At 64.5% G+C, this 23,769-nt stretch carries 14 protein-coding genes and 1 pseudogene; 4 read left to right on the top strand and 11 right to left on the bottom strand.

The annotated features are described in order from the left end of the window. Positions 1-23: 23 nt before the first annotated feature. The 8 genes and pseudogenes from E3T40_RS05820 to E3T40_RS05790 all read right to left on the bottom strand — a co-directional run bounded on the left by E3T40_RS05820 (position 24) and on the right by E3T40_RS05790 (position 11,569). Complete coding sequence (locus tag E3T40_RS05820) at positions 24-2,468, bottom strand: hypothetical protein (protein WP_166786592.1); 2,445 nt, start codon at positions 2,466-2,468, stop codon at positions 24-26. 126 nt (positions 2,469-2,594) lie between these two features. Beyond that, positions 2,595-2,837 (bottom strand): annotated as a pseudogene (locus tag E3T40_RS17535) (fibrinogen-like YCDxxxxGGGW domain-containing protein); the annotation flags it as partial. A 278-nt stretch (positions 2,838-3,115) separates the two neighbouring features. Then, positions 3,116-3,775, bottom strand: a complete 660-nt coding sequence (locus E3T40_RS05815; protein WP_233199266.1) for a CDP-alcohol phosphatidyltransferase family protein — start codon at positions 3,773-3,775, stop codon at positions 3,116-3,118. Between the two features lie 167 nt (positions 3,776-3,942). Continuing rightward, positions 3,943-6,663 carry a fibrinogen-like YCDxxxxGGGW domain-containing protein gene (locus tag E3T40_RS05810; RefSeq protein ID WP_134542881.1) on the bottom strand — a complete coding sequence of 907 codons (2,721 nt, stop codon included), beginning with the start codon at positions 6,661-6,663 and terminating at the stop codon, positions 3,943-3,945. A 168-nt stretch (positions 6,664-6,831) separates the two neighbouring features. Then, on the bottom strand, positions 6,832-7,461 hold the full coding sequence (locus E3T40_RS05805; protein WP_146069079.1) for a hypothetical protein: 630 nt from the start codon (positions 7,459-7,461) through the stop codon (positions 6,832-6,834). Between the two features lie 297 nt (positions 7,462-7,758). Continuing rightward, a complete protein-coding gene (locus E3T40_RS05800) occupies positions 7,759-9,210 on the bottom strand; it encodes a polysaccharide biosynthesis C-terminal domain-containing protein (protein WP_166786591.1) in 1,452 nt (483 codons plus the stop codon). A gap of 68 nt (positions 9,211-9,278) precedes the next feature. Further along, positions 9,279-10,046: a WecB/TagA/CpsF family glycosyltransferase gene (locus tag E3T40_RS05795; RefSeq protein WP_134542878.1), complete on the bottom strand. Its 768-nt coding sequence runs from the start codon at positions 10,044-10,046 to the stop codon at positions 9,279-9,281. Further along, the gene (locus tag E3T40_RS05790) at positions 10,043-11,569 is read right to left on the bottom strand and encodes a hypothetical protein (protein WP_104170531.1); all 1,527 of its coding nucleotides are present in this window, start codon (positions 11,567-11,569) and stop codon (positions 10,043-10,045) included. Before E3T40_RS05790 ends, E3T40_RS05795 begins: the two co-directional genes overlap by 4 nt. Positions 11,570-11,776: 207 nt before the next feature. Here E3T40_RS05790 and E3T40_RS05785 point away from each other — a divergent pair, with 207 nt between their 5' ends. From E3T40_RS05785 to E3T40_RS05775, 3 genes are all read left to right on the top strand, one after another. Continuing rightward, positions 11,777-13,042 carry an O-antigen ligase gene (locus tag E3T40_RS05785; protein WP_158252145.1) on the top strand — a complete coding sequence of 422 codons (1,266 nt, stop codon included), beginning with the start codon at positions 11,777-11,779 and terminating at the stop codon, positions 13,040-13,042. Positions 13,043-13,108: 66 nt separating this feature from the next. Continuing rightward, the gene (locus E3T40_RS05780) at positions 13,109-14,011 is read left to right on the top strand and encodes a glycosyltransferase family 2 protein (RefSeq protein WP_233199265.1); all 903 of its coding nucleotides are present in this window, start codon (positions 13,109-13,111) and stop codon (positions 14,009-14,011) included. Positions 14,012-14,037: 26 nt separating this feature from the next. After that, complete coding sequence (locus E3T40_RS05775; protein ID WP_198411939.1) at positions 14,038-14,952, top strand: glycosyltransferase; 915 nt, start codon at positions 14,038-14,040, stop codon at positions 14,950-14,952. A 48-nt stretch (positions 14,953-15,000) separates the two neighbouring features. Here the strand turns inward: E3T40_RS05775 and E3T40_RS05770 are convergent, their stop codons facing one another. The 3 genes from E3T40_RS05770 to E3T40_RS05760 form a co-directional block, all read right to left on the bottom strand. Further along, complete coding sequence (locus tag E3T40_RS05770) at positions 15,001-16,269, bottom strand: family 16 glycosylhydrolase (protein ID WP_158252144.1); 1,269 nt, start codon at positions 16,267-16,269, stop codon at positions 15,001-15,003. Positions 16,270-16,706: 437 nt separating this feature from the next. Then, a complete protein-coding gene (locus E3T40_RS05765) occupies positions 16,707-17,165 on the bottom strand; it encodes an adenylyltransferase/cytidyltransferase family protein (RefSeq protein ID WP_233199264.1) in 459 nt (152 codons plus the stop codon). A 26-nt stretch (positions 17,166-17,191) separates the two neighbouring features. After that, positions 17,192-18,748, bottom strand: coding sequence for a sugar transferase (locus tag E3T40_RS05760; RefSeq protein WP_233199263.1), 1,557 nt, complete (start codon positions 18,746-18,748; stop codon positions 17,192-17,194). Positions 18,749-19,262: 514 nt separating this feature from the next. Between E3T40_RS05760 and E3T40_RS05755 the strand changes: the two genes are divergently transcribed. Further along, on the top strand, positions 19,263-23,744 hold the full coding sequence (locus E3T40_RS05755; RefSeq protein ID WP_166786590.1) for a DUF4082 domain-containing protein: 4,482 nt from the start codon (positions 19,263-19,265) through the stop codon (positions 23,742-23,744). The last annotated feature ends 25 nt before the right edge of the window (positions 23,745-23,769 follow it).

Raw genomic sequence — 23,769 nt, 5'->3', positions numbered from 1 at the left:
TACTTTGTGTTGGGCACACTGACTTACTGACTCACTGCCGACAATTCGAAGCTGTGGCTGGGAGTCGACCGGTAGTTGGAGTGCACCTCCACCGCGATGACGTTGGCTCCGGTTGTGAAAGCCGACCCGGGAACGCTGACTGTAACCGGATTGGCGACCGCGCTGGTCGCAGATACCGCCATATTGGCGTAGGTCGTCGATGTCACCGCGCCGGCGTTGATGTTCCTACGCAGCACTTCCACGCCGTTGACGTAGACGACGATGCCGTCGTCAGCACGCGTGGTCAGCGTCATCATCGCCACTTTCGTCACGTCGGCAACGTTGAAGGATTTGCGGTAAAACGACGTGAGCGGCCTGGGTTCGGGGGAAGTAAGGGTCGTGCCCAATTGAGCATGGCCCCAACCGAGCGGTGCTGCACCGGTCGACCACGTGGATGCGTCGTACCCCGGCGCTTGCCAACCGGCCGGAGGAGCCGTTTGGCTGAACGAGTAGGCCCAGGTCGCACCGGTGTTGACGAATGTCACCTGCTCCGGCTGCGGCTCGGCCGGGGCAGCGACCACGGCGGCAGGCGTGCTGGCCGACCAGTTCCCGGTGCCGTCGGCTGCCCGCACGAAGTACTTCGTTCCCGCATCCGCTGCGGGCAAGGTCACCGTGCCGGCTCCCGTCGTCGCGACCACTCGGTCGTGACGCAGCACCTGGTAGGACACCGCACCTCGGTTATCCGTGGAGCCAGTCCATTTCAGCACGTCGCCCGTGCTGGAGGGCGTCACCGACAAACCGGAGGGAGTACTCGGAGCCTGCGTGTCGTTGTGAGCGAAGCGCACAAAACCGCCCGACCACTGCTTGGCCAAGGTTGACCTGACCGATGCGGAATAGTCACCACCGAACCAGGTGACACCGGTCGAATCGTTGAACAGCGCCCAGGCGCCGGCGCCGGCGCGCTGGCTGACGATCGGGCTGAACTGCGTCGCGGGCTTGCCGGTGGCATTGTCCCATGCTCCAGCGCTGCTGATCTTCGTGGCCTGGGTCCAGTCCGTGCCGATCGATGGCCACCGCCGGGCACCGGAATAGTTCGTGTAGAAGCAGTGGCAGCCGGCGTAAACCGTCGTCCCGTCACTGGAGATCGCCTGGAAGTCACCGCCCGACTTGCCGATGTTGGTGCTTGTTTCGGTCATTCCCGCCCGGTCGTAGCTGTACAGATTGTGCTCGGATCCGCCGATCCACACTTTCTCGCCGACTTCCTTGACCGCCTGCTGGTAGTTGGCGGTGCTGGAGTGGTCGATCGTCCAGGGGATGACTGACGTGTCGACTGCGCTCAGCGCCGCTCCCTTGTCGGCTGGCGTCGTCTTCGAAGCAGTGAAGTAGCCCGCGAAATAGACTCGGTCTTTTTTCGGCGATGCATCCAGTGCGATCACCGAGCCGTTAAATTCAGGATTCCAGGTGCGGTCGGGAGTACCATTCGTGACCGAAACGCGGCCTCCAGCTCGAACGTAGACCGGACTCGTGACAGACCCGCCGGTCATGTGGGTGAACGTGCCGCCGACGTAGAGCCACGAGTCCTGCACGTCCAGGGCGCGGACGATCGGCACCCCTCCGCTCAGGCTGTTGGTGATCGTCGTCGTAAAGGTCGTGTCAGTGGCGCCGGTCGTGGGGTTGAGGACGACCAACCCGGCCCGGGGCGCTCCGTTGACCTGAGTGAAGAAACCACCGGCCGCGACCCGACCGTCGGGAAGCACTGCCAGCGCCTTGATTTGCTTGTCGAAGGTCGGTCGGAACGACGTAATGAATTCTCCGGTCCGCACGTCGAAAGCCGCCAGGTAGGACTGTGCGACCTGGCTGCCGCCCGCGGCCGTCTTCTGCACAGTAAGGAAGTTGCCGCCGACATAGACGACCCCGTTCCCTTCAGCGAACGCCGACACCTCGACGCTGCCCTCCACCGTGTTGGGTCCTGCGCCGAGTCCGCTGACTCCCCACCCCGTCGGCAAAGCGAAGCTCTCAGCGGAGCCCGGCTTTTCGGACTTGGCCGTCCCGGTGTCGGGAATGGCGCTGTAGATCGTGGAACTCATCATCTGCGGGCGAAGGTAGACCTGCGTAAAGGGCCGAGGGTTCCCCGCGGTGCTGCTGGGCGCCCACATGTAACTGGCCGGATCGGCCGACCCGCGCGCGCCGGTCCCATACCCGAACCCGGCCTTCCACCCCTGATTGGCTCCGGTCACCGTTTCGATGCGGTCCAGCTGGTTCCCCGCGCCGAAGGCGCTGGTCTGCCCGCCGGAGCCCGAGGAGGAGCCGATCCGCCAGACGGCAACCCGTTGCTCATTGTTGAACATCCACGACCACTCATCGCGCGGTGAGGAGAACGTGAATCTGCTTTCCTGCCACGCCGTGCCGTCGAGGTTGGCGGCGCGACGCAGTCGAATGCCGTCTGGCAGCGATTTCACCGGCTGTCCATTGAGGAGCGCTCCGATCACTCCGGTCGAGAGCTGCCGGGGTGCGAACGCCGCCTGGCCGGTCACCGAGCCGCGAACCTCAGCCGTCGTTCCCTGTCCCTCATTGGCCTCGGACCAACCATCCCTGCCCCGGCCGACCAGCACCCAACCGCCACCATCGGTGTCCTGGTCGCAGTGGAACTGCGCGGCTGATCCCAGCTTGGGGGTGTTCAGCCAGTACACGCCGCTGGGGGCTGCCGGCGTCAATTGCTTGATCTCCCAGCACGACGCAGCCGCTGTGGCCTGCGAGAGCCCGTCGGGGGAGGCCACCGCAGCGCCGGCGCTCACCGGCGTCAGAAGCGAAGCCGCAACCAGCCCTGCTGCGGCGAGAATGCCCAGCCGTCGGGCCATCGAGCGGCGAGCGCCGACCAGCCGGGAGGAGGAACGCTGCCCGTTCGATGGGTCAACGCGTGGGCTGGAATGCGTGGGCAAGCCGCGGCGCGGCGATTGTGGCGAATTCACCGGGTGATCTCCTGCAATTCGGGTGACAGGGACAAATTCGGACGCCGACAGCACCCGGTTGCGAGACGCACAACATGAGCAAGAATCAGCAATACGCGCAGGCTAGCCCGGTTGTCGAACCTTGATAAGCCCCCCAGGGGGTCTGCTCAGCGCCGGATGCTCGAGCGTCAGGGAGTTCGGGACGAATTGTTGCCGGCGGTGCGGGGGGCTTGTCCCAGCTGCCTCAGCTTCACGTACTTGCGCCGCATCGAAATCAAGGTGTGCACCAGGTTTGTGGCGAACATTGCGGTGTAAACGATGATGAACAGAGGAGGGAAGCCCCACCCGAGGAAGGTCCAGCAAAAGGTTCCAGTATCGGTGGGCAGCAGGAGGAACGACCGGGCCGTTCCCGCCGTGGGCGTGGGCACAGGGTGCTGCTTGACCAGTTGCTCGGCAAGGATCTGGCTCATGAACTCAACCACGCTGACAAGGCAATAGCCCAGTGCTACCGCGAGCACCCAGGATGGCTGGTCCTGATTCCACAACCCGACCAGCACCGCCAGGTGGATTGCGGGGGTTCGCAGGGCGTCCACCACGTGGTCCAGCCACTCTCCGGCCGGACTGCCCGCTCGCTGCAGGCGGGCCACTTGGCCATCCGCGGAATCAAGGAGGTACCCGGTTGCGAGCAGGGCCGCAACGGCAACGCCCAGCCACGGCTGGGGGTCAACCAGCATCAGGAGCATGATCGCCGCGAGGGAGAAGGTGGCGCTGAGCGCTGTGACGGCGTTCGGCGTCCAGTGATACGCATAGGCTGTTGCTGCCGCGTAGCGCCCGAGGCGCCGATTCACCCAGCGAGTGTATGCAGGCACACCGTTCCCGGGTTTCTGGGCGCGGTCCAGGCCGGTGAATGCTTCGTGATAACGGCGTAGTCGGTTGCGGCCGGGCCGAGACCAGCCTGCGTCGCGCTCCTGCGCTGTAACTGTTGCTTTCATTCCACCTGTATAGCCCGGCTTGTTCATTGAGTCACTGCTGACAATTCGAAGCTGTGGCTTGATGTCGCACGGTAATTGGAGTGGACTTCGGCGGCGATGACGTTCATTCCGGATACGAAGGATGAACCGGGAACGGTGACGGTGACGGGGTTGGTGACTGCTGCCGAAGCAGATACGGCGGTGTTGGCGTACGTCCCAGCTGTCACCGGTCCGGGGTCGAGGTTCCTGCGCAGCACCTCAACGCCGTTGACGTAGACGATGATGCCGTCATCGGCGCGCGTGGTCAGGGCAACCGACCCCAGCGTCGAGACGTCGGCGATCGTGAACGACTTGCGGTGGTAGGACGTGAGTGGCTTTGGGTCGGCCGCGGTCAGCGTCGTTCCCAGCTGGGACTGTCCCCAGCCCAGCGGTGCTGCCCCGGTCGACCAGCCCGACGAGTCGAACCCGGTCGTGTTCCAGGTGCTGGGCGGTGCTGTGGCGTTGAAGTGATACGACCACGTCGATGCGGTTGCGACCAGCGTGCTGCCTACGGCGGGCGGTGGGGGCTCTGCGGTCCCTGACCCGGCGGTCACGGCGGCAGTGCTCGCGGACCGGTTGCCACTCAAGTCCGTAGCGCGCACGAAATACTTCGTGGTGGACAGGGCGGACGGCAGGGTCACCGATCGGTTCATTGTGGCCGCGACGACGCGGTCGTTCCGCAGGACCTCGTAGGTGACACTCCCCCGGTTGTCCGAAGAACCGGCCCAGTTCAGGGTCACCCCGGTGCTCCCCGCGGATGCGGTGAGCGAGAACGGCGCCGTGGGCGCCGTGGTGTCGTTGCGGGCGAAGCGCACGAACCCTCCGGCCCACTGCCTGACCCAACCCGACCTGACGGAAGCGGTGAAGTCGCCGCCGGCCCAGGTGACACCGGTCGAGTCGTTGAACAGCGCCCAGGCGCCGGCGCCGTTCCGCTGGCTCAGAGTGGGGCTGAATTGGGCCGTGTATGCGCCGGTGGTGCTGTCCCACCCGCCCAGCGAGTTGATCTTCGCAGCCTGCGTCCACGCCGTCCCGACGTTCGACCAGGTCCGCGCACCCACGTAGACCGTGTGGAAGCAGTGGCATCCTCCGTACACGGTGGTGCCGTCGGAGGAGATCGCCTGGAAGTCGCCGCCGGACTTGGTGATGTTGGTGCTCAGTTCGGCCATGTTCGCGCGATCGTAGCTGAAGAGCATGTGCTGGGCTCCGCCGATCCACACCCGGTTGCCCACCTCCTTGACAGCCTGTTGGTAGTTGGCCGTGGCGTTTGCGAAGTTGATCGTCCACGGAACCACCGATGCGGTGTCTGTGGTGATCGCGGCTCCCTTGGCGGCGCTGGTCCCGCGAGAAGAGGTGAAGTATCCGGCGTAGTAAACCCGGTCGCCCCGGCTGGATGCGTCCAGCGACACGACGGTTCCGTTGAACTCTGGATTCCAGCTGGCGGGGGCTCCGGTCGACACGGACACCCGACCTGCCGACCTGGCGTACAGCTGCGTGGACCCGCTCGCCAGGTGCGTGAACTCGCCGCCGAGGTAGAGCCAGCTGCCTTGGACGTCCAGACTCCGGACCGCGGGGACGCCGCCGGACAGGGTGTTGACAACGCCCGTCGTGAAGCTCGTGTCGGTGGCACCTGTAGCGGGATTGAGCACGACGAAACCCGGGGAGGATCTGCCGTTGACTGTGGCGAAATAGCCCCCGGCGGCGACTCTTCCGTCGGGGAGCACCGCGAGTGACTTCACCTGGTTGTCGAACGTGGGCCGGAAGGTGGAGACCCACTCTCCGGTTTGAGCATTGAAGGCAGCCAGGTAGGCCTGGGCGACTTGACCGGTCCCGCTGGAGGTACGCTGCACTCTGGTGAAGTTTCCGCCGACGTAGACCAGGCCATTGCCCTCGGCGAATGCCGAGACCTCGTTGCTTCCCTCTTTCGTGGAGGGGCCGGCGCCGAGGCCGGCGACGCCCCAGACGGTCGGAAGGGCGAAGCTCTCGGCAACGGGGGCGATCTCCCGTTTCGGTGTGCCCGAATCAGAGATGGCGGCGAAGATGTCGGAACTTCGGAACTGGGGGCGAAGGAACACCTGGGTGAAGGGCCGCGCATATCCCGCGGTTGAGCTGGGTGCCCACAGGTAACTGGATGAAGCCGTCGAACCACCTGTTGATGAGCCGAAGCCGAAACCGTTCAACCAGTTTCCATGAGAGGCGTCCGCAAAGGTTTCGATCCGGTTGAGGCCGGTTCCGGAGCCGAACGAGCTGGTGTGTCCACCGGTGCCGCTGATGGATCCGATGGTCCAGGAGGCCACGCGCTGCTCGTTGTTGAAGGCCCACGCCCATTCGTTGCGGGGCGATGAGAAGCTGAAGGTCGAGTCCTGCCACGACGTTCCTGACGTGTTCGTCGCACGTCGCAGCATGATGTTCTTGCCCAGTGAGCTGATGGACCGGCCATTCGCGAGGCCTGTGATGACCTTCGTCGATAGCTGGCGGGGGGAGAACGCAGCGGTTCCGCTCACTGTGCCGGAAACATCCGCAGGCGTCCCGCGGCCCTCCGTGGAATCGGACCAGTCTTCGCGACCACGTCCGATTAGAACCCAGCCGCCTCCCGCGGTCGTCTGGTCGCAGTAGAACTGTTCAGGGGCACCGAGCTCCGGAGTGACGAGCCAGTACTTGCCGCTCGGCGTGGTGGGGTTCTGCTGTTTGACTTCCCAGCACGATGCTGCAGCGGTGACTGCAGACATGCCGTCCGGCGCGGGGATGGGCGTCTCGGCGGCGGAAGCCGCTGGTGCTAAGCCGCCGATAGAGAGCACGACGGCCGACAGGGCCGCGCACAGACTTATGAGCGAAAGACGAAACCTGTTCCGTTTGGATGCCACGGGATACTCCTCTAGGGCTGCGGGGCCATTCACTCAGCAGGTTGGATTGTCCGGGAACGTTCGGGCGACGACTTTCCAGGCGCCGGCGATGTATTGCAGCGTGTAGATGTTCAGGGCGCGCTGGATGACGCTGCCGGAATCACCGACGCGTTTGCCGCTGTGGTCCAGCGTCATGACTTTGCTGGAGTCGACGCAGGCCTGCGCAACCACCGTTGCGGGGTCGGTCGATGAATCTGAGCTGACAATTGTCAGCGCTTCTATGGTTGCCACCCCCTGACGCGTCCAGCCGTTGGCTTCCAGTTCCTGCGTGTCGTTCTCGACCTCCAAGAGGATGGCTCCGGATGCCGCGTCGCCCAGCCCCACGTTCGAGTCGGGAGCGGCCGGATCTACCGCAATCGAGGAGTCGAGGAACTTCTTGGCTGCGGCGTTGGCCTGTGCAGGTGAGAGGGGGGTGGGCACGTCGGGCTTGTTGCTCTGACCCGGGGCTTCGGGCACGGTGGGACCCGAGTCTGGGGCGGCCGGCACCACGGGCGCGCTTCGTGCGCGCGTAGTGCCCGCCGCGACGGATTTGCTCGATGTTCGCGGTTGGGCTCCTTCGCTGTCTTTTTCAGGGGATGCGAGCGCGGCGAAATAGGTGGTCGCACTGAGCGCAACGGCGGCCACTACGGCGAATCCGAGCATCCGCTTGCTCAGGAAGCGCCGTCGCGTGCGTGCCGCAGTGCGTTCATCCGGCTGCTTTATCATTCCCGCAGGCCCCCGCCTTCGATGTGTATTGTTAGTGGCGCCGAGGTTCGGCGCCCGTCATCGGGTGACGTCACTGCTTCACAGGTCATCTCCGGTATCGGGTTCACAGGTGCGGAGGTCAGCGTGCAAAGACTTGATACTTCGTCACTTTTGCTGGATAGGATACCCCGATGCCCACAATCGTTGGGCCCCGTGCGGGTGATTCTTTCGATCACGTCACGCGCGCCGGGTCAATCGAGCCAGATCATCGAGGCGCAGTCGCTTGCGATCAAGCGCGCACCAGACGGTGAAGCACACGGCACCGATCACCACGGTGAGTATCAGGGCTGGCATCGTGTCGCCCAGCGTCAGGCGCAGTGCCACGGCGGGAGTCCCGAAGGCGACGATGGGAACGACGAGAGCATAGGCGATAGTCGGCGCCCAGATCCGGATACCGAGGAAGCGGCGTACCTCGACGGCTGCCAGCAAAGCGTCTGCCAACATGCTCAGCGCCCACGAGATCGCGGCGCCATTGATGCCGATGAGCGGCACGAGTATCAGGTTGCCCACGACGTTGACGACGAGGACGACCACTTTGTTGAAGAGCGCCCAGCCGCTGCGGCCGCTCATGAGAAGCACCGAGTGGATGTTGCCCGCGGTGAACGTCAACACGGCACCGATGCTCAGGATGACTAGCGCGCCGGAACCCTCCTCGAACCCCGGCCCCAGCCAACGGAGCACAACCGGTGCGAACATGGCGAGGACCAAGTAGACCGGCGTGCTGAATAGCACGAGCCAGATGGCGGCGGTTCGATACAGATCTTCGACTTCGGTGATCTTCTTGGCGAACAATAGCGCGCTGAATCTTGTCGACACCACCATCCGAAGCGCCGTGTCGACAATGAGTCCCGCCGCGATGAAGCGGCTGGCACCGCCGTAGATGCCTGCGGACGCCGACCCGGCCAGGAACCCGACAATGATGATGCCCAGCCAGATGATCGACTGTTCAAGTCCTGCGGACAGTGCCCGGGGCAGTGCGTAGGTCAGGATGCTCGTGCGGAGGACCGGGTCCACGCGCCACGCGCCGCGCACGTCCAGGACGCTTTCGTGACGGCGCACTTGAACGCGCAGCACGACAAGAGCCGCGACGAGCGCGATGACCACCGGCGCTGCCCAGGCCACGGTCACCGCAACCAGGGATCCGCCAGCGGTCGCCACGAGCCAGACGGTGAGGGGGCGCACCGTGGGCAAAGCGATGTTTCCTACGCTGACGTAGGGAAGGATGCCTCCCAGCCCCCTGGTCGCGGCTAGGGCCAGAAGCAACAACGCTCCTGCGGGCAGGAACCAACCTGCCGCGGCGACAGCCCGAGCGACATCGGTGGCGTGGCGGTCTCCCGACAAGGCAAACGCAGGGGCGAGGACGATCGTGGCGGTCGCGAAAATGGTGCCGGACACGGCGGTGACCAGAAACATCAGGGCAAGGCTGCCACGAATCCGCGACGGATCGGAGGCGCTGAGGCGGGGCATGATCCACACGGCAACAGAATCCATGCCCGCGCGGGCCAGACTCAGCACGATCGTGAAGACCGCCATGGCCTGCAGGACAACCCCCGACCCGGCATCCCCCAGCACGCGAGCCAGGACCACGATCAGGAAGAAGCCCATGATGGCGCTCGTTGCTGCGCCCAAAAAGCCGGCAGCGCCTTCCCTCGCCAACTTCCGCGAGCTGTTGTCGGCTACCACTGTCTTCGCACCGCTCACGAGCGTGTGGCCTGCGCCTGCCTGCGCACAATCTGTCTTGCTAGCCGGAAGAGGAATACCGGATTGCCGATAAGGTAACGGGATGCGAGCCGTCCCGGTTCGAGCATCAGGCGCCACAGCCATTCGAAGCCTGATGAGAGCATCCAGCGCGGGGCACGCCGGTTGTCGCCGCTTGTCCAGTCGAAGAGACCGCCGCACGTCAGGATCACGGGAACATTCAGCTGGTGCCGATGCGCGTCGATCCAGTGTTGCTGTAGCGGGTCACCCAAGCCGACGAAGAGGATATCCGGCGAGAACGCCCTGATCTGGTCGATGACGTGCCGCATCTGGTCTGGGGCCGTGTACCCGTCGTGGCCATCGATGAGAAGCCCGGGAGCTGATGCGCGGAGGCGGGCAGCGGCGCGTTCCGCCACGCCCGGCGCGCTCCCGTAGAGGAATATTCTCTTGCCCCGCTGCGCCGAGACCGCCGCGAGCGGGTTGACCAGGTCGGTGGTGGCGATGCGCTCGGGAAGCCCAACACCCAGAAGCCTGGCCGCCCACACGATTGATTGGCCGTCCGGGTAGAGCAGGTCAGCCCGTATCAGCACGGTCCTGAAGGTCCTGTCCTCGGCCGCAAGGTTGCATACGGCAGCGTTGACGCCGACCGCGACCCGGGAGCCGGGGAGGGAAGTCCACTCCATGATCGTCTCGACGACCTGGTCGCTGGTCAGTCGATGCACCGGCACATCGAGTACCCGTACGTGGTCGAACTGGACGGTGGTCATGGCAACGACCGCGCATACAGCGTTTTCAAGTTGAAGCGGGAGGCAGCTGACCTCGCCGCAGCGGGCCTCGGTGCCCCCGGGGGGCCAACCGTCGTGCACGAGATCCGGTTGGGCGGTACGGCGATCGTGCCCAAGAAGTCGATGCCGAGCCGCGAAGCTTCGTCAAGGATCTGCTCGGCGTCGTTGGCACGGGTTCGGTGCTTGACCGCGACGAGGATGAGAGCGTCGGAGAGCCGCAGAGCGGCGAGGGCACTGGATGGAGATGCGGCTTTTCCGATCACGACGAAGCAGAGTTCTCCGGCATGGAGTGGTCCGACGGCCCGTCCAAGGCGTGAGGGGAAAGAAACCGTGAGGTCGGGGACACGTTTGGACCTGCAGACCTCGCCGGAATCATCGGGGAGGGGATCAGTCAGCTCAAGGCTCGCGCCCAGCACGCGCTTGAGGTAAGGCGATGCGTTGGGCAGGATGAGCGTGGTGGCCACCCCTCCAGAGGCCGTGACGAGGGCAAGGTTCACCGGAATATCGGCGCACAGGTCGGCGGGCGTGTCATCGACGATGGCAATGACCTGGGCGTCCTCCTGAAGGTCTGCGAAGATGCGCTCGCGCGCCGCACGAAGCAACTCGAGGGTGGCCTCGTCGTGTGGGATCGACGCCTCAACGGAGTGGATGTCGGCAAGGACAGGGGCCTCCGTGACCCTGCGGACCTCGTTGGCGTTTCGCAACCGGTGGTCGAAACGATTGGCCACGAATGCCACTACGACGCCGAGTATGCCGCCGGCGAGGAGACCGATGAGCAGCAATTGAAGCAGGGTCGGCTGGACAACGACGTCGTTGCGAGCGGCTTCGGTAATTACATCGCCGCCCTTGGTATCGACCTGCTCCAGAGCCCCCTTCTGAGTCAGAAGGGCGTTGAGCTCGATGGTGACCAGGTCGCGGTCGCTGGCCGCCTGGTTGGCGGCCAGGGTGCCGGCAGCGGCTTCACTGATGCGTGCGTTCGCATCGGCGAGTTGGGCGCCCAGGACGGTGCGGCGCTTCTCCACACCCTCCAGGATGGAGTCCAGCTTCGCTTGTGCCCGGGAGGTCCGATAGGCCAGGTAGGACGCGGCAACGGCATCCGCTCCCGCTCGTGCGTCCTCGCTCCTCGGCGCGGCGTAGATGATATGCACGATCGACGCGCCGGTTTCGGAGTCCACGCTCAGACGGCGACGTACCTCATCCGGCACAGTGCCGGCCCCCAACTCCTTCGCAGCAACCTGTGCCACGGCGTAAGAGGTCGCGATCTGGGTCTCGGTCGTGCCGTCAAGGAGACTGGATGCTTGCTTGGAGGTGTCGAACGGGTCCGTTGAGATGACGCTGAGGTTGATCACGGCCGTCGCCTTCACAGGCGATGGAGACACTGTGTAGAACCCGAGGGCGGCCAGGCCACCGAGCACGGTTGCGGCGAGGACTACCAGCCATTGGCGTCGAAGGACGAAGCCGTAGTAGTCCAACCCCAGGGTAGCGGCATCCGACTTTTGCGACATACTGTGCACACCCAACTTCGGCCGATACGCAAGCCGATTGGCTCGGTTGCACGCATAGTAATGTGATCTCCGAAAAAGTGATGGGTATTCATTTTTGGGCCCATCCCCCAAAAAGAGGGTGGACCGATGCGCTCATGGTTGGCAGCTGTGGGCGATCGCGGCCGGGCGCCCAGTTGGGACTCTGCTGTCGCGCATCCAGAGAAGCGGATGAGCACGCCTCGCGAGTTGCCGAGGTGGCCGCTCACGGTGATGTTCGTCCTGTTCCCGCTCTGGTGGGTGCTCGGGCCGGGCGAGGCAGTGTGGATCCTCCTCGCGGGGGTCATGCTGCTGCTGCTCAACAGGCATGGGCGGATCCGGATACCCCGGGGTTTCGGTATCTGGCTGCTCTTCCTGCTGTGGATGGTTTGCTCCGTCATCGGCATTGACACCGAAGGCCGGATGATCGGGTTCATTTACCGCGCGCTGCTCTACCTCACCGTTACCGTGGCATTCCTATACGTGTACAACGCCCGTGTCACGCTCACACCGCGATACGTGCTGGGCGTCCTGACGATCTTTTGGCTCGTCGTCGTGGCGGGCGGTTACCTCGGGGTGCTCTGGCCACTGTTCTCCATCAACACGCCGCTCTTGGCCGTGCTGCCGCAGTGGCTCACTACGAACGACCTCATTCAAGAGATGGTCGTGCGCCGAGCGACCCAGTACAACCCGAACTCGTGGTTACAGCTCGATCCTCGCCCCAGCGCCCCGTTCCTCTATACCAACGGCTGGGGAAACGCGTACTCGGTGCTCACCCCGATGGTGATAGCGTACCTGGCCTTGGTTCGGCGGGAGCGCCGATTCTGGTGGCTACTGCCGGTGGTTCCGCTTTCCTTCGTGCCCGCCTTCCTCACTCTGAACCGCGGGATGTTCATTGGGCTGGGTGTGGCGCTCGCGTACATTCTCATCCGTTCGGTCCTGCAGGGAAACGTCCGCGCGATTCTCACAGTTGTCGGGATCGCAGTGCTCGCGTCGGTTGCCCTGGTGACGCTTCCGATCGCGGAGAGACTCACCGAGCGGGTTGAAAGCAGCTCGTCGACCGAGGACCGCGCGAGCCTGTACATCGAGGCGTTCGAGAGGACACTGGAGCAGCCTGTCTTCGGCTACGGGTCGCCTCGGCCCTCCGAAACAACCGGTGCGCCATCCGTCGGCACTCAGGGCCAGTTCTGGATGGTGATGTTCTCCCACGGCTTCCCGGGAGCCGCGCTTTTCATGGGATGGCTGGCGTGGGCATACTTCCGGTCGGTCAGGGAGCGGGATCCCGTCGGCCTGGCGTGCAACACCGTGCTGCTCCTCACCCTTGTGGAATCGCTGTATTACGGCATTATGACCGCAGGACTCATGGTGGCGATGCTGGCGGCAGCGGTGGCCTTGCGTCCTGAAGAAGATGCCGAGCCGACCGGACGGCTACCTGAGGCCCTGTCACAGGAGAAGTAGGTCCGGCGCGGTGTTCACAGAAAATAGAGATGGAACCCGATGGCGGAAAGTGCGGAAGCTCCGAGCGTGAGCGTCATCATAGCGACGCGGGGCCGGCCGGAACTTCTGCGGTTGGCCGTGCGCTCAATCCTCGACCAGGATTACCTCGGCCAGATCGACCTGACGGTCGTCTTCGACCAAACGGCGCTCGACCCGATGGACGACATCGACGTCCCCGCAACACGTCGGCAGGTTCGGACCGTCCCGAACTCGCGGACCCCCGGACTCGCCGGCGGCCGGAACACCGGGATCCAATCAGCAACGGGCGATCTCATCGCCTTCTGCGACGATGATGACGAATGGCTGCCCGCGAAGCTTCGCACTCAGATCGAGGCCTGGAGGCGCGACCCCGCTGCGGTCCTCGTCGCGACCGGCATCCGGATCGCCACTTCCGGTCGGATGCTGGACCGGTTGCCGCCACAACGCACGGAGTTCGCGGATCTCCTTCGTTCTCGCACGACGGAGATCCACCCCTCCTCGTTCCTGATGCGCCGGTCTGACGTCGTGGAGCGGATCGGGTTGATCGATGAAGAGCTGCCGGCATCCTACGGCGAAGACTACGATTTCCTCCTTCGTGCCGCCCGGGTCGGGCACATCCTCGGGGTGCCAGAGCCGCTGGTCATCGTGCACTGGAATCGAACATCGTTCTTCGACGGCAAGTGGCGGGGCATCGCGGACGGACTCACGTATCTTTTGCAGAAGCATCCGGAGTTTTCTGGAAGCGCTGTCGGATCCGCTCGGATCGAGGGCCAGATCGCGTTCGCGCTGGCGGCTCTCGGCAGGCGTGCCGAGGCCTTTCGATGGGCACGAAGCACGATCCGGCACGACCGCTCCCAGTTGCGTGCGTACGCCGCTATGGCAATTGCCGCGCGTCTGGTGCCCGCGAGCGCGCTCGTCAGCGCCGTGAACCGGCGTGGCCGAGGACTGTGAACGGCGAGTGAGCGACGATGCCACGCTTGAGCGTCATCCTTCCGGTACGGAATGGCGAGCGCACGATAGCCCGGGCGGTGACGTCGACGCGCCGGGCGTTGCCCGCAGATGCTGAACTGGTCATCTTCGATGACGGAAGTACAGACTCCACGCCGACGCTGCTGCGGTCATTCGAATCCCCGTCCGTTCGCGTGATCACCTCGCCCGACCCCGTGGGTGTCGCCACCGCGCTCAATGCGCTTATCGATCGTACGGACAGTGAATTCATCGCCCGAATGGATGCCGATGACGTCACACTGACCGGCCGGTTCGGCTACCAGCGCCGAGCGATCAGCCCGGGTGCGGCGGTGAACTTCACGACCGTCCTCGAATGGCGTCCGGACAGTCGACGAGTGAGTCCGGCAGCTCCCTTGCCCATCAGCGCTCGTGCGTTTCCCTACCACTTGCTGATGACGAATCCGGTGTCGCATCCGACCCTCTTCGCAAAACGGGCTGCTCTCGTTCGAGTGGGCGGTTACCGGCAGGTACCTGCCGAGGACTACGACCTCTGGCTCCGTCTGGCCATCGAAGGAATCGGAATCCGGCGACTCGCGAGGCCCACCCTGCTCTACCGGATGCATCCGCATCAGGTGACCTCGTCTCTGGAATGGAGGCACGCGTCCTGGACCGATCAGAGCGTCGCCGAGGCATTCGGGCAATTAAGCTCGACGTTGCTTGGCCGCCCGTTCAGCCGGCTCGTGACCCTCGGCTTCGACGCCACTGTCGGACATCAGGAGGTCGAACGGACGCTGGCCGACTTCGCGGCGCGCTTTGAGGTTGCGATCGCCGACCTGCCGCCGTGGGACCGGCGCATCCTGATGCGTCGGCTCGCCGGGCGGTGCAAGGCGGTGCGGGCGATGAGAAGAACCGACGAATCGGGTGCTACCGTGCCTCAGCCCTAACGGACGTTGTCCGGTGAGGGCTGAGGCACGATACTCAGGCTGCTGTGGTCAGCGCTGGTAGACCCGCACGTAGTCGACCTCGAAAGCCGCAGGGAACACGGTCTCTGCGGTCGGTGATCCGGGCCAATTTCCACCGACGGCCAGGTTGAGCCGGATGTAGAACTCGTTGACGAAAGCTTGGTCGATCCACGAGGTTGTGGACAGGCTTCGCTCATACGTCTTCACGCCGTCCACGAACCACGTGATGGATCCGGGCGCCCACTCGACGGCGTAGTTGTGGAACCCGTCGGCGGTGGTGCCGACCGGAAGGTCGTAGCCGGTGCCCTGTTTGGAATGCGTTCCCACATAGTCGTAGTGGATGGTCTGGACGACATGGTTGGCGCTGAAGGCGTCACCCTTGCCTGTGCCGATGGCCTCGAGGATGTCGAGTTCGCCGATGCCGCCGGTCGTCGGGCGCAGCCAGAATGCCGGCCATAGTCCCTTGGAGGTGCCCTGGGCGAGTGGCGTCTTGGCGCTGATCTCGAATCGGCCGTATTCGAAGTCCACCTTGTTCTTGGTGGTCAGCATGCCGGAGGTATAAGAACGACCGTTGGGGAACCGCGTGTCGTTGTCCTTGCACTTGATGGGAGTGGCTTCCTTGCGGGCGGTGACCGTCAGCAGGCCGCCGGAAACCTTCACGTTCTCCGGTCGGTCCATCAGACAAGCGAGTTCGTTGTTTCCGTCGCCATAGGTCGAGTTGTTGTCGACATTCCAGGCATCACGATTGATCGCAGTGCCGTTGAACTCGTCTGCCCAGGCCAGGCTCCAGCCGGCAGGCGCGGCCACCGGCGTCGGGGCTGGAGCAGGAGCCGGAGCAGGGGTAGGCGGAGTAGCGGTGGTATCGACCAGAGTCACGTCGTCGACGACGACGGCGCCTCCGGGGGCCAGTCGGGAGCCGACGACGTTCACGTCCAGCGAGGTGGATGTCCGCGTAGCCGTGTAAGAGGTGGTGATCTGTTTCCACGCGGTGTCTGAGCGCCACTGGTACGACTGCTCGCTGTTGACGACCGTTAACGAGGAGTCCTCCTCGAGTAGCCGCAGAATGACTGCCTGGCCGGCATCTTCTGTCCGAACCCACGCAGTGGCCTGGTAGGTATGACCCACAATCAGGCCGGATGCCGAGTTCACCCTGTCGTTGAGTGTCACTGTTGCGGCGGTACTGGACGCGTTCGACATCCGGGTGCCGGCAGTCCCGTTTCGGCCGGCCGCGGTCGGTGTGAGGCTGGTATTCTTCCCGCCTTCCCAGCCGGTGGTGCCCGACGAGAAATTACCGTTCACGACAGAAATCGTTCCCGCTTGGGCGGCTGTTGCCGTGAGACTCACTCCTCCGAGGCTGACCATCGCCGCCGTCGCTACAGCGAAGAAGACTCTCCGGTTACCGAGTCCATGGCGCGCGCTCAATTTTTTCGAGCGTGCTGGTCTATCTAGTGACATGGATCTCCCGGCCGCGGATCGGCATGACGCCGTGCGGACATGTGTACTTATCGTCGAGTGGCGTACTGTGCAGGGCCTGCGTGAACAGTGCACTCGTCGCCGGGTGCTTTATGCTCTCGTGAAAGATTTTCAGCTCTGCTCAGCGCGCCCTAATCCTGGTGATTATTACCGGGGTACTCACAGGTTCGCCCAGTTGAAAAATTGCGAGTTCCGCGTGTTTTGGGAAGTCGAAAAAGCTGTCCTGTGCAACTCCGGTCGCTGCACAAATGAGGAAACACGCCTCAGCTGGATCCGCCGGTTCGCGTGCGCACGCTCGGTTCCGTAAGCTGCTCCAGCGCGCGCCGGAGGAGGGTGCTGGAGGTTGCCATGGTGTAGGGAAAATATTCGACATCCACGCCCACTTTGGCGAACTCGATCTCCAGGTGCTGAGCGCGCTCGGTGCCCTTCCAGTCATCGCCCTTGAAGTAGACGTCGAACGGCGTTGCACGCCACGCGGCCAGCTTGTCGACTACGTCTTCCTCTACCACCTGGTCGACGAAGGAGATGTGGCGGACGATCTCGATCCGCTCGGCGCAGGGGATGATCGGCGACTTGCCCTTGGTGAGCTCCAGAATCTCGTCCGTGACGACCCCTGCGATCAGGAAATCGCACTGGCTCTTGGCGTGCTTGAGGATGTTCAGGTGCCCGATGTGGAACAGGTCGTACGCGCCACCGGCATAGCCGACTCGTTGAGGTCCCACGTGCTGTCCTCCGTTGGTGCCAGCCATCAGTACGCACCCACCGGTCGCATGACGGTCTTGAAGGTGCGCCAGATGATGATCAGGTCACCGGCCAGCGACCAGTTCTCGACGTAGTAAAGGTCCAGCCGCACGCTGTCCTCCCAGCTCAGGTTCGACCGGCCGTTGACCTGCCACATCCCGGTCAGGCCCGGCTTGATATACAGCCGACGATGCACGTGGCTTTCGTAGGCTTCGACCTCGACCGGAAGCGGCGGGCGCGGGCCGACGAGGCTCATGTTCCCGACCAGGATGTTCCACAGCTGAGGCAGTTCGTCCAGCGAGTACTTGCGGAGCACGCGACCCACCCGAGTGATGCGTGGGTCATTGCGAATCTTGAAGAGTGCCCCGGAGGCCTCGTTCTGGTCAAGCAAGCCCGCGAGGTCGTCTTCCGCCGTCTGTACCATGGACCGGAACTTGATCATCTGAAAAGTGCGCTCATTGCGCCCGCACCGCTCCTGATGGAAGAGCACGGGACCAGGTGAATCGAGCTTGACCGCAATCGCGATGGCCACCAGGAGCGGCCAGAAAATGAGGAGTGCCATCCCGGACACGCCGATGTCGAGGACGCGTTTGAGCACGTGCTTTGCGCCCTCGAACTGCGGGATCTCCACGTGGATTAGAGGTAACCCCTCGACCGGCCGGAAATGGATCCGGGGACCGGCGACATCCGTGAGCTGGTTGGACAGCACCAGCTCGGCGGATGTTCCCTCCAGCTCCCAGCCGAGGCTGCGAATGTACTCGCTCCCTCCCGTGGGCCGGCCCGCGACGATCACCGTGTCGACGGCAAGCTCCGCCGCCGCGGCCGCGACATGGCCCAGGTCGGAAACCACCGGGATTGACCGGTTGCCCGTCTTGACCGGGGATTTCGAGCCGTTCACGAGAGCGACCCCCACGACGTAGTAGGTGGCACCGGCATTCTCGATTTGTCCTACCACGTATTCGACATCGGCGCGATTGCCGACGACGATGACTCGCGCGAGGTAATGGCCGAAGACCCTCTGGCGCAGCAGCCATCGCCGCCACAGCCAGCGTTCCAGAACCAGGCCGCACATGCCGAGGGGGAGGGCGAGCACAAAGAAGCCGCGTGCGACGTCGACCTGGAACGCCAGGAAACCGATGGCAAGGAGCCCGAAGGTGAGCGCACTCGCGTTGATCACCTGCTTGTATTCGGTGGCCCCGATGCCGATGACGCGCGAATCCCGGGTGTGGAAAGCTCCCAGGGTCGCGATCCAGCTGAGCGCGATGAGCAGAGCGACCAGCCAGTAGTCGGCCTGATATCCACCGACGGATGCCTGGGCACCTTCCCCGCCGAATCTGACGATCAGGGCTGTCGTGACCGCAACCATGACGACGCCCGCGTCGCTCATCAGGAGTTTCGCGCGAAACCGCCTGGCCCAGACCAGGCCGGATGTCTGCGCGTCAACGCGGATAACAGGCGTGCTGACATCAGGGTTCTGGGGCGCCGCGGCCGGCACCAATGCCAGTCTCGGCTGGGCGATGGGCGGAGTCCCGGCGAAGGGCAGGCGCGGGCGTGGGTCCGTCATCGTGTGCTCACCCCGCCAAAGGAACTTTGCGGCAGAGCGCGTTGGAGTGTTCGGGGCTGGGCCTGGGTAGGGCCGGCAAAAATGGGCCGACAAATACGCCGACACGTCGCGGACGTGTTCACGAAAATCCCCTGCATTTCGGGTTTACAGAGCGGGATGGGTTTCACCTGGGGAGTCTGTCTAGGGAACGAGACCACCCGGATGATTCAAATAGTGACTGAAGCTCACTTGCTTCCGCTGAACATACCCCGAACGCCCGAGACCGCTGGGGCCCCAAACGGGGGGTGGAAATCCAACTCATTCGGGGGGGCGCGAAGGTCGGAGCCCTGTGGCATTCTCTCTCCTGTGAGCAAACCTCAGCTATTTATCAGTGGGTTTCAGCCCATTGGCTCTCGCGCAGGCTCTCACGCACAGCTGGAACGGCGTCCACTTCGTTACCTACCCTGACGAAGACCAGCAACGGCGGTCGTTACCCGAACGACCCACGCCACCCGGGATGCCATGGAGTTCATTCATGACCGCAAAAGAGACCTCCAGCCCACGTCTGGCGAATCGCGCGCCGCGCAACCGGCTGACTTTCTTCGCACTGAGCGCGTATGCGATGGTGATCGCCCTGGTGTCCAGCACTATTCTGCTGGCAGGTCCGTCGGCCGGTGCGGCAACCGTATGTGTTGACGCCAATCCGATTGTCTGCGAGAACGCGCTACCGGGTACCAGTTCCAGCGTCTGGGACATCGACGGCTCCGGTGACCCGAGCATCCAGGGCTTCGCGACCGACATGAGCGTGAATGTCGGAACCCGGGTCGATTTCAAGGTCGACACCTCGGCGTCGAATTACACTGTCACCATCTATCGCACGGGCTGGTACCAGGGCCTCGGAGCGCGCGCCATCGCAACGGTCAACCCGTCGGCGAGCCTGCCGCAGCGGCAACCTCAGTGCCTGTCAGATGTTGCCACGGGGCTTGTCGACTGTGGCAACTGGGGAGTGTCCGCGTCATGGAATGTTCCCGCCACGGCGGTCTCCGGGGTGTACTTCGCCCTGCTGACGCGCACGGACACGGGTGGCCAGAGCCACATCACCTTCGTCGTACGGGACCGGGCCAGCGAGGCGGACGTCCTCTTCCAGACGTCCGACACCACCTGGCAGGCCTACAACACTTACGGCGGCACCAGCATGTACGAGGGCCCCAACGGTCGTGCCTACAAAGTGAGCTACAACCGTCCCTTCGCCACCCGGGGGGACAGCGAGGGTCGCGACTTCTATTTCTCCAACGAGTACCCGCTGGTCAGGTTCATGGAGAAGAACGGGTACAGCGTCACGTACACGAGCGGGATCGACACCGATCGTTTCGGATCCGACCTGCTCAAGCACAAGGTGTTCCTCTCGGTCGGCCACGACGAGTACTGGTCGGGAGCGCAACGGACGAATGTTGAGGCAGCGCGCGCGGCGGGAGTCAACCTGCAATTCCTCTCCGGAAACGAGGCCTACTGGCGTACCCGTTACGAGCCATCGGTCGCCGGTCCCAGCACGCCGTACCGCACCCTGGTGTCGTACAAGGAAACCAAGGCGAACGCGAAGATCGACCCGAGCCCGGAATGGACGGGCACCTGGCGCGACCCCCGATTCGCCTCGACGGCGGCGGGCGCCGGCCTGCCCGAGAACGGCCTGACCGGCACGATGTATATGTCCAACTTCTCCGACCTGCCGGTGACCGTCTCGGCTCAGGAGGGCAAGCTCCGGCTGTGGCGCAACACCGGCCTCAACCAGCTCGCCGCCGGTACGACGAGGGCGCTGGCCCCGCACACGGTCGGGTACGAGTCCAATGAAGACGTCGACAACGGATTCCGGCAGTCCGGCCTGATTCGGCTGTCCACGACGACGGGCGCCGTTCCCGAGTACCTCACCGACTTCGGCAACACCGTCGCTCCGAGGACAACCACGCACAACCTCACGCTCTATCGGGCGTCCAGCGGCGCCCTCGTCTTCTCGGCTGGCAGCGTACAGTGGACCTGGGGCCTCGATCAGGAGCATGACGGCCTTGGCGCCCCGGCCGACGCTCGGATGAAGCAGGCCCAGGTCAACCTCCTGGCCGACATGGGGGCGCAGCCGAGCACGCTGGAGTCGGCCCTGGTAGCCGCGGCAAAGTCCACGGACGTCACCCCGCCGACCGCCGCCGTCACGTCGCCGGCCCCCGGAACGGCGATCCAGCATGGTTCGAGCGTGACGCTCACCGGGACTGCTGCGGACTCCGGCGGAGTCGTCGCCGCGATCCAGGTCTCCACCGACAACGGATCCACCTGGCACCTGGCCAGCGGAACCACCACCTGGTCGTACACCTACATGCAGACCGGCGCCGGCAGCCAGGCCGTGCAGATACGGGCTGTGGACGACAGCGCCAACTACGCTGCCACGCCCCTCACTGTTGGCTATTCGAGCACAGGGCCCTACTCCCTCCTCGGAAACGTCGTCCCAGCCGTGGCCGACGCGGGGGATCCGAATTCCGTCGAACTCGGCCTCCGCTTCACGCCCACCCTTGACGGGTTCATCTCCGGGGTCCGGTTCCACAAGAGCGCGGCGAACACGGGTGTGCACACGGGTTCCGTCTGGAGCTCCTCGGGCGTCCGGCTCGCAACCGCCACCTTCACCGATGAGACTGCGTCGGGTTGGCAGACCGCAAACATCTCGCCCACGGTCTCGGTGCAGGCAGGCCAGACCTATGTTGTTTCGTACAATGCGCCCCAGGGCCGCTACTCGGCCGCCAGCCGCTACTGGGCCTACCGCGGCGACAACGCGGGGCCGCTCACCGTCGCTGGAGGGTTTGGCGCTGCTCCGGCGGGCGTCTACAACACCAACGGGTCCTTCCCGACCGACAGTTACCAGGGCGGCAACTACTTTGTGGATGCCGTATTCACCACCACGGACTCCTCGCCGCTCACGGCGATCAGCCAGTGGCCGTTGCCCGACTCGTCCAGCGTTCCGTTGACCACGAACATCAGCGCTCAGTTCTCCCGCCCGGCCGACCCGGCCACGGTGTCGTTCAACGTGGTCGATTCGCTGGGCGCGACCGTCCCCGGCACGACGGGCTACGACTCCAGCACCCGTACGGCGACCTTCCAGCCGAGTGAGCCGCTCAACGGCTTCGTCACCTACTCGGTGACCCTCTCAGCCTCCGGCACCGGCGGCCAGCCGTTGTCCAGTGGCGGGTCCTGGACCTTCACCACAGTGCGGCCTCCCGCTGAAGAAGGCGTCTGCCCGTGCAGCCTTTACGACGACGGCACCGTGCCCGGAATCCTGCAGGTCAATGACCCCAATGCGGTGACGCTCGGGACCCGGTTCTCGGTTTCGGCGCCGGGCGTCATCACCGGTGTGAAGTTCTACAAGGGTCCCGGCAACACCGGTACCCATGTTGGATCGCTGTGGAACAGCAACGGCACTTCGCTGGCCCAGGGGACCTTCACGAGTGAAACCAGCGCCGGATGGCAGACGCTCACTTTCGCCGAGCCGATCGCCGTGACTCCGGGGACTGTCTACGTCGCCGCGTACAACACGACCGTGGGCCAGTACTCGGCCACCCTCGGAGCGTTCGCCGCGGGCGGCTTTACCTGGGGCCCGCTGACGGTTGAGGCCGGGGCAGGCACGTACACCTATTCCTCCGGCTACCCCGGCACCCAGTCGTCGACCAGTTATCTCGTCGACGTTACCTTCGAGCGCAGCCCGGACCCGATCTCGATCGTGGATAGGTCTCCGGCCTCGGGAGCATTGGGCGTCGGCCCGGATGCCGGTATCAGCGTGTCGCTGTCCGCCGCGATCGCAGACGGCTACGCGCTCACCGCGACCAGCAGCGGATCGGCGATCGCCGGTACCACCAGCCTGTCGGCAGACCGAACAACGATCACCTTCCAGCCCACCGGTGCTCTGCCGATAGACGCGGACGTGCTCGTGGGCCTGACCGGCGTCATCGCCAATTCCGGTGCGACGTTGCCGGCCAAGACGTGGACCTTCACGACGGCGGACACGTCCGGCGGGTCAATCGTTTCCACCTTGTTCGGCACCGAGTCCCCGGCCGTGACGTCGGCGGATGACGCGTCACCGGTTGAAGTCGGCGTCGCCTTCACTCCCTCTCAGGCCGGTTCCGTCACCTCGATCCGTTTCTTCAAAGGAGCAGGCAACGTCGGCACCCACACCGGCAACCTCAGGACCGCGGACGGGCAGCTGCTCGCCACCGTCACCTTCAACAACGAGAGCGACACTGGATGGCAGACCGCCCAACTCGCGACCCCGGTCCCGCTGGCCGTCGGTCAGGGCTACGTGGTTTCCTACCTGACCCCGCAAGGGCACTATTCCTACACGCCGGGTTACTTCACGTCCGCCAAGACAAGCGGTCCCCTCACCGCACGGGCTACATCGAACGGGCTCTATCTGTATGGAGCGGCCGGTGGCCTGCCGACCTACTCGTACGGCGCGGCGAACTACTTCGTCGACATCGTGTATCGCACCGAAGCGGCGGCGCCGTCGACGGCGACACCGACCGGCGTGTCGATCTTCGCGACGGATAGCGGCCCGGTCAATACGTCGTGGGATGATGCGGGGCCCATCCAGGTGGGTACTCGGTTCACCTCCGCCCAGGACGGAACGATCACGGGCATCCGTTTCTACAAGGGAGCAGGGAACACCGGAGCGCACACGGCCAACCTCTGGTCGAGTACCGGGGAGCTCCTCGCCACGGCGATGTTCGTGAACGAGACCGAGAGCGGTTGGCAGAGCGTGGCCTTCGACCGGGCCGTGGCCGTAACAGCCGGGGCCGAGTACCGTGCCACGTACTTCACAACGACCGGTCATTACGCCGTCGATCTAGGCGGGGTGTCCGCGCCCATCACGTCCGGACCTCTCTCGACACCGGCCGGCGGAGCGGTCTACGTCTACGGGACCGGTCAACCGAACCAAACATCGAACCATAACTTCTGGGTCGATGTGTATTTCGTCCCGGCTCCCTAGCAACACCGAACGACGACTACCCGAC

This window comes from Cryobacterium sp. TMT1-19 (assembly GCF_004403055.1).
Classification (GTDB): Bacteria; Actinomycetota; Actinomycetes; order Actinomycetales; family Microbacteriaceae; genus Cryobacterium; species Cryobacterium sandaracinum.
Note: the sequence above shows the minus strand (reverse complement) of the source record. Positions and strands in the feature narration are given on the sequence as shown.

What these genes read in the sequence shown, in the direction of transcription:
- E3T40_RS05810 (WP_134542881.1), bottom strand. Translation starts at nt 6,663, where the DNA reads ATGTCTGCAGTCACCGCTGCAGCATCGTGCTGGGAAGTCAAACAGCAG.
- E3T40_RS05795 (WP_134542878.1), bottom strand. Translation starts at nt 10,046, where the DNA reads ATGACCACCGTCCAGTTCGACCACGTACGGGTACTCGATGTGCCGGTG.
- E3T40_RS05790 (WP_104170531.1), bottom strand. Translation starts at nt 11,569, where the DNA reads ATGTCGCAAAAGTCGGATGCCGCTACCCTGGGGTTGGACTACTACGGC.
- E3T40_RS05785 (WP_158252145.1), top strand. Translation starts at nt 11,777, where the DNA reads ATGAGCACGCCTCGCGAGTTGCCGAGGTGGCCGCTCACGGTGATGTTC.
- E3T40_RS05760 (WP_233199263.1), bottom strand. Translation starts at nt 18,748, where the DNA reads ATGACGGACCCACGCCCGCGCCTGCCCTTCGCCGGGACTCCGCCCATC.
- E3T40_RS05755 (WP_166786590.1), top strand. Translation starts at nt 19,263, where the DNA reads ATGACCGCAAAAGAGACCTCCAGCCCACGTCTGGCGAATCGCGCGCCG.